Origin of the sequence: Beduinella massiliensis (assembly GCF_900199405.1) — a bacterium.
Taxonomy (GTDB): Bacteria; Bacillota; Clostridia; order Christensenellales; family Aristaeellaceae; genus Beduinella; species Beduinella massiliensis.
In genome coordinates this window covers 1,734,667-1,749,299 of record NZ_LT963430.1, presented here as the reverse complement: position 1 = coordinate 1,749,299, position 14,633 = coordinate 1,734,667, and the positions used below count along the sequence as shown (strand labels likewise).

14 protein-coding genes are annotated in these 14,633 nt (G+C 56.6%); 3 read left to right on the top strand and 11 right to left on the bottom strand.

Annotated features, from left to right (window positions below):
• The first annotated feature begins 7 nt into the window (after positions 1–7).
• Positions 8–1,618 (top strand): histidine kinase, encoded by a 1,611-nt coding sequence (locus tag C1725_RS08590; RefSeq protein ID WP_102411214.1) that lies wholly within the window; start codon positions 8–10, stop codon positions 1,616–1,618.
• 52 nt (positions 1,619–1,670) lie between these two features.
• On the opposite strand, the gene C1725_RS08585 is transcribed toward C1725_RS08590, so the two are convergent.
• The 4 genes from C1725_RS08585 to C1725_RS08570 form a co-directional block, all read right to left on the bottom strand.
• Entirely contained in the window at positions 1,671–2,624 is a 954-nt protein-coding gene (locus tag C1725_RS08585) for an alpha/beta hydrolase fold domain-containing protein (RefSeq protein ID WP_102411213.1), read from the bottom strand.
• Positions 2,625–2,707: 83 nt separating this feature from the next.
• Positions 2,708–4,237, bottom strand: a complete 1,530-nt coding sequence (locus C1725_RS08580; protein ID WP_346026488.1) for a DUF3502 domain-containing protein — start codon at positions 4,235–4,237, stop codon at positions 2,708–2,710.
• Positions 4,238–4,296: 59 nt separating this feature from the next.
• Positions 4,297–5,223: a carbohydrate ABC transporter permease gene (locus tag C1725_RS08575; RefSeq protein WP_346026487.1), complete on the bottom strand. Its 927-nt coding sequence runs from the start codon at positions 5,221–5,223 to the stop codon at positions 4,297–4,299.
• Between the two features lie 21 nt (positions 5,224–5,244).
• Positions 5,245–6,180: an ABC transporter permease subunit gene (locus C1725_RS08570; RefSeq protein ID WP_102413289.1), complete on the bottom strand. Its 936-nt coding sequence runs from the start codon at positions 6,178–6,180 to the stop codon at positions 5,245–5,247.
• A gap of 263 nt (positions 6,181–6,443) precedes the next feature.
• Between C1725_RS08570 and C1725_RS08565 the strand changes: the two genes are divergently transcribed.
• Together C1725_RS08565 and C1725_RS08560 are read left to right on the top strand one after the other, a co-directional pair.
• Positions 6,444–6,794 (top strand): helix-turn-helix domain-containing protein, encoded by a 351-nt coding sequence (locus C1725_RS08565; RefSeq protein ID WP_102411210.1) that lies wholly within the window; start codon positions 6,444–6,446, stop codon positions 6,792–6,794.
• Entirely contained in the window at positions 6,791–7,633 is an 843-nt protein-coding gene (locus tag C1725_RS08560; protein WP_102411209.1) for an IS3 family transposase, read from the top strand. The genes C1725_RS08565 and C1725_RS08560 overlap by 4 nt, the downstream gene beginning before the upstream one ends.
• A gap of 133 nt (positions 7,634–7,766) precedes the next feature.
• Here the strand turns inward: C1725_RS08560 and C1725_RS08555 are convergent, their stop codons facing one another.
• The 7 genes from C1725_RS08555 to rho all read right to left on the bottom strand — a co-directional run bounded on the left by C1725_RS08555 (position 7,767) and on the right by rho (position 14,558).
• Positions 7,767–8,789, bottom strand: coding sequence for an L-threonylcarbamoyladenylate synthase (locus C1725_RS08555; protein WP_102411208.1), 1,023 nt, complete (start codon positions 8,787–8,789; stop codon positions 7,767–7,769).
• A 21-nt stretch (positions 8,790–8,810) separates the two neighbouring features.
• A complete protein-coding gene (locus C1725_RS08550; RefSeq protein ID WP_346026486.1) occupies positions 8,811–9,533 on the bottom strand; it encodes a ZIP family metal transporter in 723 nt (240 codons plus the stop codon).
• Positions 9,534–9,576: 43 nt separating this feature from the next.
• A complete protein-coding gene (gene prfA, locus C1725_RS08545; RefSeq protein WP_102411206.1) occupies positions 9,577–10,644 on the bottom strand; it encodes a peptide chain release factor 1 in 1,068 nt (355 codons plus the stop codon).
• Positions 10,645–10,656: 12 nt separating this feature from the next.
• Positions 10,657–11,490 (bottom strand): peptide chain release factor N(5)-glutamine methyltransferase, encoded by an 834-nt coding sequence (prmC, locus tag C1725_RS08540; protein WP_102411205.1) that lies wholly within the window; start codon positions 11,488–11,490, stop codon positions 10,657–10,659.
• The gene (locus C1725_RS08535) at positions 11,487–12,503 is read right to left on the bottom strand and encodes a DUF1385 domain-containing protein (RefSeq protein WP_102411204.1); all 1,017 of its coding nucleotides are present in this window, start codon (positions 12,501–12,503) and stop codon (positions 11,487–11,489) included. Before C1725_RS08535 ends, prmC begins: the two co-directional genes overlap by 4 nt.
• A 257-nt stretch (positions 12,504–12,760) precedes the next feature.
• Complete coding sequence (rpmE, locus tag C1725_RS08530; protein WP_102411203.1) at positions 12,761–12,958, bottom strand: 50S ribosomal protein L31; 198 nt, start codon at positions 12,956–12,958, stop codon at positions 12,761–12,763.
• 58 nt (positions 12,959–13,016) lie between these two features.
• On the bottom strand, positions 13,017–14,558 hold the full coding sequence (rho, locus tag C1725_RS08525) for a transcription termination factor Rho (protein ID WP_346026485.1): 1,542 nt from the start codon (positions 14,556–14,558) through the stop codon (positions 13,017–13,019).
• Positions 14,559–14,633: the final 75 nt, after the last annotated feature.

The window sequence follows — 14,633 nt, the reverse complement described above, 5'->3', positions numbered from 1 at the left end:
CGTCCAGATGTCCTCATCGAAAGACTTTTTTCTGCAGATTCTCAGAACCTTTCGCTCAAACCGCAGGCAGTTCTTTAAATATATCTTGCTTGCCTTTTTCCCCTTCATCGTCATTTCCATTATCGTAAACATCCATTTTTTGAAGGTTCAATTCGACAGCACCCTATCTATCGTGAACGACGTTACGCTTCAGGCGGCAAACCAGCTTTCGTCATTGTATAAAATATCCAGCGGCATTGCGCAGAACATTACCAACGGCGCGGTACTCCAGGACGACATCCTCGTTTCCAAAGCCTCCGAAACAAATTATCAGCTGATTAACCGGAATATTCTAAAGCTGCAATCCATGGCCAAAACGTATCTATTTTTTGACCAGATTGCCTCAATCCGCTTTTTTCTGCCGGAGAACCTGATTATCTCCAATGGAAACATGCTGCTCTATGACGACCAGTTGGCCGACCTCGATTGCTTTGCCTATTACGAGGATCATATCGGCCTTCATCGCTGGTATGTGACGGATTCCGTGCTCCAATCCGGGAATGAAGACTGTATCAGTCTGCTCTCCCCGATCCGTGACCCGTTGGATTTCATGAAAACCGCAGGTTCGCTCTGCGTCGATATCCAGCGTTCTTACGTTCAGGACATTATGAAGAGCGGAATGATCCTCGATCGCACGGACTGCTACCTCGTAGATCTGTTTGGGAATACCATTTTGCGCTCTGGCGATCACACCGGTTTTGACGTAGCCGAACTGCTTTCAGCCCATCAGAACGACGGACAGAGCGTGACAAAGCAGGTTAAATCCGACGGCATGTCCTGCTTGCTGGTAATTCATCCTGTTGTTGACTCCGACATGTTTCTCCTTTACCTTGTTCCAACCGGCAGCATCACGCAGCGCAACCTCATGAATTACGCATTCCAAATCCTCTTGATGATCGCGGAGATCGTCATCGTCATGCTGCTGGCCGCAGCGTTATCCTTTATCGCGATCAACGGTAAAAACAACCGGCTTAAGCTATTGAATCAGCAAATCAATCCGCACTTTTTATACAATGCGCTGGACATGATCAACTGGAAAGCCATCAATTCCAACCTGCCCGACATTTATCGCCCCATTCAGAAGCTATCCCGCTTTTACAAGCTTACGCTCAACCATGGGCTCGACTTTATCAGCCTGAAGGAGGAATTTCATCAGCTCAGCTTGTATCTGGAGCTCCAGGATATACGTTTTGGGCATCAAATATCTTATGATTTCGATTTGCCTCCTGAACTGTTCGACTGCGTCATTCTTCACATGATATTACAGCCTATCGTTGAAAATTCCATCCTGCATGGCATCCTTGAGCAGGCCGACAAATGCGGTCAGATTCACATTGCCGCCAGGCAGCAAAACGACGAACTTTTCATATCGATTGAGGACAGCGGCATCGGCATGGACGATAACGCCATCAGGAAAGTTTTCAACCGGAAAGAATCAAAGGGATACGGCCTGGACAGCGTTCAGGAACGCATCCACCTGTTCTACGGGAAAAGATATGGCATAACCCTACATAGCGCCGCAGGCCGTGGAACCTGCGTTAACGTCCTGTTTCCCATCAGGCGCGAGGACGACAGATAAAAAATCAGGCCGCGCTCGCTTGAAGCAAACGCGGCCTGATCTTCGCCAATCGTTAAAAATTATAAAGCCTGAGCCATTCACAGCACAGCGTTACCCAATGCGCCACATGCGGATCGTTCGCCTTCGCATCCGGATGTATTTCATTGGAAAGCGCAGTGCCATGGTTGCCGTACGGAAAAATGTGCAATTCAAACGGCACGCCGCACTCCGCCAGCACATCCGACAACTGGGTCGAATTGCGGGGGTCGTCCATGCCCGCACATTGCCAAATGTAGAAAGGCGGGCATTCCGCTTTTACATTTCGTTCGATGGATCTTCGGGACATCTTCGCGTGCCATGCGCGGTCGTATCCAAGGAGGCCCTTGGATACGGGAACAGAGCTCCCGGCTCCGTAACAAAGCACGGCCGCATCCGGCCGGCTGGAACAGCGCTCTACAGGATCTTCCGCCAGGGGATCTCCCTCGTCAAACATCGTGGCACAGTACCCGGTCAGCATAGCGCCCGCGGAAAACCCCATCATTCCAATCCTGTCCTGGAGGATATTGTATTCCTTTGCATGACCTCTTAAAAAACGCACCGCGCGGATGGCGTCCGCGTAAGCGGTTTCCTGCGTATAGGGATTGACCCGGTAATCGAGTACCGCGACATTAAACCCCTCCTGATAAAAGCGCTCTGCTACGATGGTTCCCTCGTAACAGGCTTTCCACATGAAGCCTCCCCCAGGGCAGACGAGCAGCATGCTTCGCGGCGCTCCCTCGTGAATGCGAATTCCAATGGAGGGTTCGGGCTGCGCAAAGTCGGCGCGAAAATCTGCCGCGCCTCCCTCTCCATATAGGTATTTGGGGGCCGGATCGAAAGCATGATATTCCTTCTGCCAGAACGTCCACATCGGCAGGTATTCCTCGATAAACTCCTGCCGGTATCGCTCGGGCAAATCAAAGCCGTCTTTGCGCGCGAACCATTTCGCATCGTCGATTTTAGGCCATCCTTGAAAGCGTGAATTCATAGCGCACCCCTCTTAGGAGTCCGGCAAGCCGAAAACGCAGGCTTGCCGGACCTGATTGCATCATTGCAGGTCGACAGAGGATCCTATTGATTGGCCGCTATATAGGCGGCAGCCTGGGCGGTATAAGCCTCAATGACCGTTTTCAGCCCAGCCGCTTCCATCAGCGCAATGTATTCCGCCACGCCGGTAGCCGGGTCTACAAAGCCCAAGCGCAGCGGCTTCCCGTACTGTTCGTAGACGTTTTGCATCGCCGCAAGCTCATTTTGGCAGTTGGAACTGTCGAATGTGAAGCTTTGCATGATATTATTGATGCTGCGCGAATCCATGTCGAAGAAGATTTCACGATAGCCGGGGATGCTGTTTTGCTCGGATTCGATGATCTGGTAATCCCAGTTGCGGAAGGCACTCCAGCAGATCCAGTTGCCGCCGTAGAGCTGACTGCGGGCGCCCGCTGCCGTCACGTTTTCGTTCGTCGTGCCGTCCGCGTTCAATTCGCCTGCAAAATACCACTGCGCATCCTCGCCATAGATTCCGCGCTGCACCAGATAATTCATCTCTTTGTCGTTGCGCAGATAATCGATGATCTGAAGAACCAGCTCCGGATGCTGGCTGTTGATCGGCAGCGAGATGCCGCCGCCGGTCGCGGAATAGCGCAGCATATTTTTTTCTCCGGACAGGTCGTAAATTTCCAGGAATTCATCTGTACCGTTCTTCTTCAAATCCTCGTTGGCGCTGTTGACGGTTCCGGCGTTATCCAGCATCACCGCCGTCTTTCCGTTCGCCATATTTTCACGGTTCGTATTGGTGTTGGACAGGCTATCCTTCGAAATCCACCCATTTTGGTTCCAACGGTAAGCAGTCTCGCACCGCTCTTTGAATTCATCGGTGTACAGATAGCAGAAAGGAACCGGCGCCTCCTCCTTGATGTCGTACGCCATGCAGATCTGGGGGAAATTTGCATCTACCGCCCATTCATTGGGGGTATAGAGCAGCAGGTCATCAAGGTAGGTGTACATGCTGCCAAAGAGCAGCGGAACGATGCCCTTTTCATTTTCATGTACAGCGGCCATGAAGGCCTCCAGCGACGAAAGATCCGTGATTTCGGGCAGTTGGTATTTTGCTCTTAGATCGCCGCGGATGCCGACGGTGGCCTGAATGTTCTGGATCATCTCCTGCGGAACCATGTAAATCTTGCCGTTTACGCGGGCCTGATCCCAAACCTCCTTGGGCGTATGGGCCCACGTGATGGGCGCATAGGTTTGGAGCATATCGTCCGACATTTCCATAAAGGCGCTTTTGCTCGCCAGCGTGCCGTATCCGGTAAAATAAGCGGAAAAAATGGCGTCCATTCGGGTTTGCGAAGCGAGCAGCAGCGGGTAGGTGGTGTTTATTTCGCCAAAGGAGACGTACTCTACCGTCATGTAACAGTTGAGCTTTTCTTTCAGCTTCTCGTTAATGGCGCTAAGAACGACCTTGTCGTCCTCCAATTCTTCCCCGAGAAAGTAGAAAATGACTTCTGTCGGTTCCGATTCTGCCGCGGCCGACAGGACGACGGTCGAGCACAGCATGACCACCGCCAGAAAAACGGAAAGTAGCCTGGTCCATTTTTTCATGATGATACCCCTTTCTATTTTTGTGCCGTCAACGGGCACAATCATACGTGGAGATGCGCTTACCCTTTCACAGCGCCGATCGTGATGCCCTTTACAAAATACTTTTGCAGGAAAGGGTAAAGCAAAATGATAGGACCGGTAGCGATGACCGTCATAGCCAGCTTCAAGCTCTCGCTGGGGAACGATAGACTGGATATTTCAGAAGACATTGGAACGGTCGCGTTCTTTAAAAACTCCATGCTGTTCAATAAACGATACAAATAGTATTGGAGAGGGAACAGCTCGTCGTTTTGCAGGAAGAGCATGCCGGTCCTCCACTCATTCCAGTAATTCAGCGCGGTGAACATGCCAATGCTCGCCAGCGCCGGCTTTGCCAGCGGTAAAACGATTCGGAAGAAGGTAAAGAATTCCCCCGCGCCGTCTATTTTTGCCGCCTCTATCAGCGCCTTTGGAACGGTCTTCATGAAGTTTTTCATGAGAATCACGAAATAAACATTGACAAGCTGCGTCAAAATCAGAACCAGATAGGTGTCCTTCAGCTTCAAGTAATTGGTGATCAGCAGGTACCATGGCACAAGTCCTCCGCCAAACAGCATGGTAAAGAAGATAAACATCGTGAAAAATCCACGGCTTTTGAAGTCCTCGCGCTGAAGCGCGTATCCACATAGGGCGGTGAACAGAAGAGAGAGCATCGTGCCTATCACGGTTATAGAGACCGTAACGCCGTATGCGCGCAGCACTTTAGCCGGGTATTTAAAGGCGGTTTTATACGCTTCAAGGGAGAACTCATGCGGCCAAAGAGAATAGCCGCGCTGATAAATCTCCGCTTCCGACGTAAAGGAGCCGATAATCACCAGCCAGAAAGGCAGAAGGCAAAGAATCGTCACGAGTAGGATAAACGTATAGGACAAAGCCTCGAAAGCCTTACGATCGCCGGTCGGCCGGATTTTGTTGGAAGTTTCCCTCAATGTAACGACGCGATTCACATCCATCACTCCCTTACAACATCAGTACAGCGCATTTTCCGGGCTTACCCGCCGAATAATCAGGTTTGTCACGATGAGCACGATACAGCAAAGGACCGACTGATATAATCCGATGGCAGAGGACATCCCAAACTCATAACTTGTCAGCAATGATCTGAACACATACGTATCGATGACGTCCGTGGAGTTGTACAAAAGGCCATTGTTGCCTACGAGCTGGTAAAACATGTCGAAGTTTCCGCGGAAGATGTTTCCAATGGCGAGGATCAACAGAACGAAAAAGGTAGACTTGAGACCGGGCAGGGTAATATACCGGATCTTCTGCCACTCATTGGCCCCATCCAAAGCCGCGCTTTCATAGATGTCGGAACCAATGCCCATAATTGCCGCCAGGTAGATGATCGAGCCATAGCCGACATGCTTCCAGGCACTCAGGAACACGAAAATGCCCGGCCAATAGCTGGCGTCTGTATAGACCGACCACTTTTCCATTCCCATGGATGTAAGCATGTTATTTACAAACCCAAAGTCGTAGCTCAACAGGTTGTAGGCGATGGCACCCACCACGACCCAGGAGATAAAATTCGGAAGGAACATGGCGCCCTGGGTAAATTTTTTGAAGCGCTTACCGCTGATTTCCGAAAGAAAGATCGCCGCCGCAATTTCCAGCGTGTTCTGAACGACGATAAACGCGGCGTTGTATAAGACGGTATTCTGCGTCACCTGCCACGCCTTGCCCGACATGAAAAAAAAGCGGAAATTGTTAAAACCACACCAGGGGCTTCCAAATATGCCTTGTGCGAAATTGTACTGCTTGAAGGCGATCACAGCGCCCGCCATCGGAGCATAATTAAAGATAATAATATAAATTATAACAGGCAAAATCATGATCAAAAGGGGCCTGTTATGTCGAAGATCATAGGTAAGATTATGTCCAAACCGACTGAGTGTTTTCATGTTGTTCACTCCCTTTTGTGTAGCTGTTTTCATTATAACATCACACATCCTGTTTTCAACCGAACAATACTGAACTTTTCCGTACAATACTGTTCAATCCGTCCAATCATCGGTCATGCAACATAATAACATGCAATTGAATCCTGTAAGATTCAGTGCAAAACAGAGCGTCGGATTACACAAAAAGAAGCCGCTTCGCAGGCCTGAACTGCCCCCCTAATGTTAGACAGTATGGTATACTGAAAACGTTGGGGGTGCTTTTTATGCCAAAAGGGAGACCAAACAAGCGATACACGCCAGAGTTTAAGACGATAGTGGTAGAAACAATGCAACAGGAAAGGTTGAGTTACAAGGAAGCAGCGCGACAATTCGAGGTTGGAGACGACAAGCGGGTCGCGGCGTGGGAGCGTATTTACCTAACAGAAGGTCCGGAAGGCTTTTGCGTGGAGCGTCGTGGACGCGGGAGTAAGGGACGTCCACCAAGGCTACCTGAAAAAACAGAAGAAGACTTGCTTGCAGAAGTGCAGCGGCTACGAGCGGAGAATGCGTACCTAAAAAACTTGCAAGCCTTGGTTTTGGAAGACGAGCGACGCCAGCACAAAAAACACTGGTGATTCAAAAACTGAGGCAAGATTTTCGGCTGGATCTGCTCCTTTCCATCGCTCAACTCCCGCGTGCCACTTACTATTACCACATAAAGCGACAGGCCGCGCCAGACAAATACGAATTGGAAAAAGAGTTGATATCGGCCATCTATCATGAGCACAGAGGTCGCTACGGCTACCGCCGTATCACAGACGAATTGCGTGACAAAGGTTTTGTCCTCAACCACAAGACGGTACAGCGACTGATGCGTGACCTGAAACTCATTTGCCGCGTCCGGATGAAAAAATATCATTCCTACAAAGGAGAAGTTGGCAAAATTGCGCCAAATCTGCTGGAGCGCAAATTTGAAGCAGAGAAGCCGAATCAAAAGTGGGTGACCGATGTCACGGAGTTCAGTCTCTTTGGGCAAAAACTCTACCTGTCGCCAATCCTCGACCTGTGCAGCCGGGATATCGTCAGCTACACCATTTCGGACAGGCCAGCGCTGTCTATGGTGACAACTATGCTGAACAATGCCTTTGCAAAAATTTCGGATGGAACAAATCTTATCCTACACTCCGACCAAGGCTGGCAGTATCAGCACAAGCAGTACCAAAGAATGCTCAAAGAAAAAGGAATTTATCAGAGCATGAGTCGCAAAGGCAACTGTTTGGACAACGCGGTGATTGAAAGCTTCTTTGGCCTGCTCAAGAGTGAGCTGCTGTATTTGCAGACGTTTCATTCCATGGAACATTTTAAGAATGAACTGACTGACTATCTTGATTACTACAACAACCGTCGTCGCAAGGCAAAGACAATGGGCTTGCCACCTGCGATGCACAGACAGCAAGCCCTTGCGGCTGCTTAATTAAACTATTTGTCTAACTTTTGGGGGTCACTTCAGCCCGAAGCGGCTTCTTTTCAGCTGTATGAAAGGTGGGATACGGTTAACGAAAACAGGCGTTCATCGACACGGATAGACAATGCAGGCCCGAAGCGGCCTACACCTCGACGATATGGAATCCTGCCGCGCGCCCCATGCGGTTCATGACCGCCAGGCCGATGCCCTCCGCCTCGACCGCCTCGGAATAGATTCGCTCCACGCCCTGCGCATCCATCTCGCGCAGCAGGTCGAAGAGCGTGCCCGCCGCGTCCTGCGCGAGGCTGCCCAGCGTGAAGACGCGGCGCATCCCATAGAACGGCGCATGGCCCGATAGCGCGAAGATCGCCGCATGCTGAGGCGCTGCGTCGTAACGCTCGCAGATGACCCGTGCCACGTCCCCGGGCGCACCCTGAAAGATTTCCATCTGTGCCCTGGGCGCATAGTGGCGGTACTTCATGCCCGGCGAACGCACGGCCTCCCCCTCCCGCAGGGGCTTCATCACGTGCTCGTCCACGCGCACGCCGCCCGCCACCCGCGATACCATCTCCGGCGTGATGCCGCCGGGACGCAGAACCACCGGCACCTCGCCCGTCGCGTCGATGACGCTCGATTCGAGCCCTACCTCGCAGGCACCGCCGTCGAGGATGAGGGGAACGCGCCCCTCCATGTCCTCCAGCACATGCTGCGCGCGCGTCGGGCTCGGCCTTCCGCTGCGGTTTGCGCTGGGTGCAGCAATCGGGCAGCCGCTTTTTTCGATCAACGCGCGCGCCACCGGATGGCTCGGCAGACGGATGCCGACCGTAGGGAGCCCCGCGGTCACTACGGCCGGGATGCAGGGACGCCTGGGCAGCAGCAGCGTCATCGGCCCCGGCCAGTATGCCTCCATCAACCGCCTTGCCGCCTCCGGCACGTCCAGGACGAGCGCGTCCAACTCGGACAGGTCGGATATGTGCACGATCAGAGGATTATCGGCGGGCCTGCCCTTGGCTGCAAAAATCTTATGCACAGCCTGCGGGCAAAGAGCGTTTGCGCCCAGCCCGTACACCGTCTCCGTCGGAAAGCCCACGACCTCGCCCATACGGATATATTCAGCGGCCCGTGCGATCGACTGCGCGTCCGCCTTTACCATCTGTGTCTCCATTGTCTTCCTTCTCTCCGAATGCTATACGATCAGCGAAATGATGCTTCCGAGCGCCACGCCGAGGGCAAGGCAGAGCGTCGCGCCCCACCACGAAGACAGCTCGCCCGCGCGCGGAAGCATCTCTTCCGTGGTGATCTGCAGCATCGCGCCGCCCGCAAGGCCCATGCACAGCGCAATCATCTGCGCCGAAACGCCGCCCATCGCCATGCCGAGCGCAGTGCCGATGCCCGTGGGCAGGCCGCTGAGTACGGTGATGAGAAGCGCGCGCAGGGCGCTTTGACCCGACGCACGCATGGGCACCGCGGCGGCGATGCCCTCCGGTACGTCGTGCAGAAGAATCATCAGCGCCATTGCGATGCCCAGGGTAGGCGCCTCCGCAAAGCCGGAGCCGACCGCAAGCCCCTCCGGCAGGTTGTGCAGGGCGATGCCCGCCGCGACCATGAGGCCCGTTTTCGCCATGCTGCTCTTGCCCTGCATGCGCCGCTCCAGCATGCCGTCTGCGACCAGCATCGCGACGATGCCCAGTAAAAGCCCCGCGATACCGCAAGGCGCGTGCAGCGCGTAGGCCTGCGGCAACAGCTCAAAGCAAACCACCGCGATCATCAGTCCGCCCGTCAGGTTGAGCAGGCAAGAGAGCGCCTTGGGCCGCGGCTGACCCATCAGCACCCCCAGCAGTCCGCCAAGGCCGCTGCCCGCGACGCCAAAAACCGTTCCCCACAGCGCCGCGATCCATATATTCCCCATTGATTCACCCCCGTCCATGTGTATGCGCCGGGGGTGAATTTCTTTACGCGCGTGCGCTCAGCGCTTTCAATCTTTCGCTCTGGTCGGTGAAGATGAGCGCGTCGATGACCTCGTCCATGTCTCCGTCCACGAAGCTGTCGATCTTGTAGATCGTAAGGCCTATGCGGTGGTCGGTCACGCGGCCCTGCGGAAAGTTATAGGTGCGGATGCGTTCGCTGCGGTCGCCCGTCCCCACCTGCGAGCGGCGGTCCTGCGCATAGGCAGCGTCCTTCTCGGACTGCAGCTTGTCGTACAGCCGCGCCCGCAGCACGCGCATCGCCTTATCGCGGTTCTTAATCTGCGATTTTTCGTCCTGGCAGGTGACGACCAGTCCCGTGGGCACGTGCGTAATGCGAACCGCAGAGTCCGTCGTGTTGACGCACTGGCCGCCGTGGCCGCTCGAGCGGTACACGTCCACGCGCAGGTCGTTTGGGTTCAGCTCGACCTCGACCTCCTCTGCCTCCGGCAGCACCGCCACCGTGGCTGTGGAGGTGTGAATGCGCCCGCCCGACTCGGTCGCGGGTACCCGCTGCACGCGGTGCACGCCGCTCTCGTATTTGAGGCGGCTGTAAGCCCCCGTGCCGCTGATGGTGAACGTCACTTCCTTGACGCCGCCCAGCTCCGTAAAATTGCTGTCCATCATCTCCACGCGCAGGCCGTGCCGCTCGGCGTAGCGGGTGTACATGCGCAGGAGCACCGCGCCGAACAGCCCCGCTTCCTCGCCGCCCGCGCCCGCGCGGATCTCCATGACGACGTTTCGCTCGTCGTTGGGGTCCTTGGGCAACAGCATGAGCTGAATTTCACGCTCTTTCTCCTCGAGCGCGTGCGAAAGCGACGCAAGCTCTTCCTGCGCCATGTCCGCCATGTCGGGGTCGCTCACCATTTCTTCCGCCTCCGTGCGCTGCGTGAGCAGCTGCTCGTACGCGTTGCAGGCGTGAAAGAGCGGCTCGAGCTGCGCGTGCTCGCGAAGCAGCCGCTGCCAGCGCGCCTGATCCGCCACGACCTCCGGCTGCGAAAGCAGCATGGACAGTTCCTCGTAATGGGCCTTTACCCAATCCAGTTTTTCCAGCATAGCTTCTCCCGGTTATTCTGTATAGACTGCGCCCACGACCCGCTCGATGCCGCACAGGTCCAGGCGCGTAAAGGGCTCCCCGACCGCCTCCTTCAGAAGCGAGGATACAGCGGCCGCCTGATCGTACCCTACCTCAAAGAGCACCACGCCCCCGCAAGAAAGGTGCACGGGCGCTTCCCTGCAAAGCCGCCTGTAGAAGGAAAGGCCGTCCGCCCCTCCGTCGAGCGCAAGGCGCGGCTCGCGGCGCACCTCGCGCTGCAGGGTTTCCATTTCGCCTGATTCGATGTAGGGCGGGTTGGAGACGATGAGATCGAATCGCTCGTCCGTAAGCGCCGTAAACAAATCGCTGTGCAAAAAACGCACGCGCGCGCCGAGCCTCTGCGCGTTTTCACGCGCGACGCACAGCGCATCCGCGCTCACGTCCACCGCAGTCACCTCGGCCTTTGGGCAGGCCAGCGCGATGGAAACGGCCAGCGCGCCGCTGCCCGTGCCGACGTCCAGCACGCGAAGGCACGCGCCGCCAACGCGCGCGATCGCCTCCTCGCACAGCGTTTCCGTGTCCTGGCGCGGGATGAGCACGCGGCCGTCCACCCGAAAGGTATGCCCCATGAAGTCCTGCGTGCCGAGCACGTATTGCAGCGGCTCTCCCGCCTCGCGGCGCTGGAGCATCGCCTCAAAGCGCGCGTCCTGCGCCTTCGATAGCGCGTCCCCGCTCGAAAGGAACAGGTCCGTGCGCGTCTTCCCGGTCGTCTCACAGAGCATCCATAAAGCGTCCAGACGGGCGTCCAAAGCGCCTGCGCGCCCAAGGCGCGCAGACGCTTGCTGCAGGGCTTCCCGTATCGTCATTTCGCTGCGGCCTGCACGGTCTGCGAGGCCTCCTCCGGAGTCCACTGTTTGGCGGGCGCCGCGTCCTCCACCGTACCCAGCGCCGCCTTCATCGAGGCGATGGCCACCTCCAGCATCTCATCGTCGGGTTCGCGGGTGGTCAGGTACTGCATCATCAGGCCCGGCCAGCGCAGCGCGCGCACCACGGGGTGCTCGCTGTGCGCAAGGCCCTTGAGCGCTTCGTAGGAAATGCCCGCGATGAGCGGCAGGATCAGCAGGCTGCGCAGAAAGCGCAGGCCGAAGGACAGCTTTTCAATCGAGGTCAGCGCGATAATGACCTGATCCGCGACCGAACCGACCAAAATGCTGATGACCATGACCAGCAGCAGGAACGATGTGCCGCAGCGCGGATGCAGGCGCGAAAACTGGCGCGCGTTTTCAGGGGTCAGGGGCAGGCCCGCCTCGTGGCAATAGACGGTCTTGTGCTCCGCACCGTGGTATTGAAAGACGCGGCGCATGTCGGGCATGAGGCCGATCAGCCAGATGTAGGCGATCAGGATCGCGATACGCACGACGCCGCCGCACAGGTTGATGACGATGGCGTTGTCGACTACGCGGCCGACCAGCGTCGCCGCGCCGGAGGGCAGCATGACGAACAGCAGCAGGCTCAGGCAGACCGCCAGCACCGCAGCGACGCCCATCACGACCTTGTCGATGTTCGCGCCCAGCTTTTCAGAGAGCCATTTTTCAAACTTGGAGGGCTCCTCGTCGAGCACGCCCAGCATCTGCGTGGACTTGTTGAGCACCCCCATGCCCATCACCAGCATCGAAACCATGTTGACGCACCCGCGCACGATGGGCCAACCCATCCACTTGTGCTTCCTGGCGGCGGGCACGTAGTCCTCGCGGTCCACGACGATGCCGCCATCCGACTGGCGCACCGCGACCGCGATGGCGTCGGGCGACTTCATCATGACGCCCTCCATGACCGCCTGGCCGCCGATGTCTACCCTCTGTTTCGTTTCTTTATTCATAATTTCCAAACACCTCTTTCATTCAAACGATTCCGTTCACGTTTCGGGCATTACGCCCTATACCATAAAGTGCGAATATTCTATAAACGCGATTCAAAACCCTGCTGACCGCGCGGATTCTTTCCTAACAAATACCGGCATAGCGCAAAGGACGCCCCGCATTTTGCCTTACGGCGGCGCCAAATGATTTTCCCAACAAAAAAGGGCGACTTCGGCACGGCGTCTATCCGGCCAAAGCGACCCTTTTATGTGCATTTTTACATGCCATAGCGCTTCTTGAAACGATCCACGCGTCCGCCGGTGTCTACCAGCTTCTGCTTGCCGGTGAAGAACGGATGGCACTTGGAGCAGATTTCAACCTTCAGTTCCTTCTTGGTGGAGCCGGTTTCAAACGTCTCGCCGCAAGCGCAGCGGACGATCGCCTTCTGGTACTTCGGATGGATACCTTCCTTCATGTGTTTCACCTCTTTCGCCCGCATTACTATCACATGAAAAGCATACGCATACGCTTTCTCATATGCCTGAACGGACACCTCCTAAAGTATACCCTTCTTTCTCCCAAATTGCAAGCCATTCTTTCAATCGTTTGAAAAATTCCTGGTTCGTATTCGTCTTTTCAAGCATGGAAATGAGCTGCTCGGTCGCGCCCTGCGCGCGCGAGGCGGAGAGCACCCGCCGTACCGCCGCGACGCCCTCCAGCTCCGCGGGGCTGAGCAGCAGCTCCTCCCTGCGCGTGCCCGATCGCAGCAGGTCCACCGCCGGAAAGACGCGCCGCTCCGACAGCCGCCTGTCGAGCTGAATTTCCGCGTTGCCCGTACCCTTGAACTCCTCGTAGATGATGTCGTCCATGCGGCTGCCCGTATCGACCAGCACCGTGGCGATGATGGTGAGGCTGCCGCCCTCCTCCATGTTGCGCGCCGCGCCGAAGAAGCGCTTGGGGCGCTGGAGCACGCCGGGCGCGAGGCCGCCGGACATGGCCCTGCCGCCGGGCGCGAGCGCGTTGTACGCGCGGGAAAGGCGGGTAAGGCTGTCCATCAGGACGACGACGTCCTTTCCCTGTTCCACCAGGCGCTGCGCGCGCTCATAGACCATCTCCGACACGCGCACGTGGTTCTCGCTGGGCGCGTCGAACGTGGAATAGACCACTTCGCCCAGGACGGAGCGCTTGATGTCCGTCACCTCCTCCGGCCGCTCGTCGATGAGCAGCATCATGAGGTGAATGTCCGGGTGATTTTCGCTGACGGCCTGGGCGATCTTCTTGAGCAGCACGGTCTTGCCCGCTTTGGGTGGAGCGACGATCAGCGCGCGTTGGCCGAGGCCGATGGGCGCGATGAAATCGAGCATGCGGATCGCCAGGTCGCTCTTCCCCTCGCGTGATTCCAGCGTCAGGCGGCGGTTGGGGTGAATAGGCGTCATGCGCTCGAACACGCCGCGGCGCGCGGCCTGCTCAGGCGGGTCGCCGTTGATCGATTCCACGTACATGAGCGCGCTGTAGCGGTCCCCCTCGCGGCGAGGCCGCGTCTTACCGCAGACCAAATCGCCGCTCTTCATGCCGAAGCGCCGAATCTGCGCGATGGAAACGTACACGTCGTCCCGCCCTGCGGAACAATTCTCCGCGCGCAGAAAGCCGTAACCGTCGGGCTGAATTTCCAGCACGCCCTGCCCATCCGAGCACAGCCCCGCCTCCAGCATCTGCGGCACCGCCGGATTCGACGTGCCGTACTGCTCGTTATAATAGCCCGTCGGGCGTGCGCGGCGCGGATAGGCGTGATAAGGGTGCGGCACGTGCGCGCTGCGCTGTTCCCCCTCGCGCGCGGATGAGGAGGCCGGCTCCGTCTCTCCGAATGTCTCCTCCCGTTCGGTCCGGTCCGTGGCGGCCGGCTCCGCCGGGGCAATCGGCTGCGCCGCTTCCGTCTTCACGCGGTTTGCGTCGCTTTGACGAAGGGTCTCCACGATGCCCTGTTTGTTAATGCCCGCCGGAAGCCGCACGCCTCTCTCCCGGGCGATCTGACGCAGCTGCACGACGGTTTTGTTTTCATAGGATCCGTTTTCCAAAATGGATTCAGCTCCTCTCGGGGGCGCAAAGATGTGACCTCGTACCAATGGAAAACTTCAGTGCGGTCAAACGCG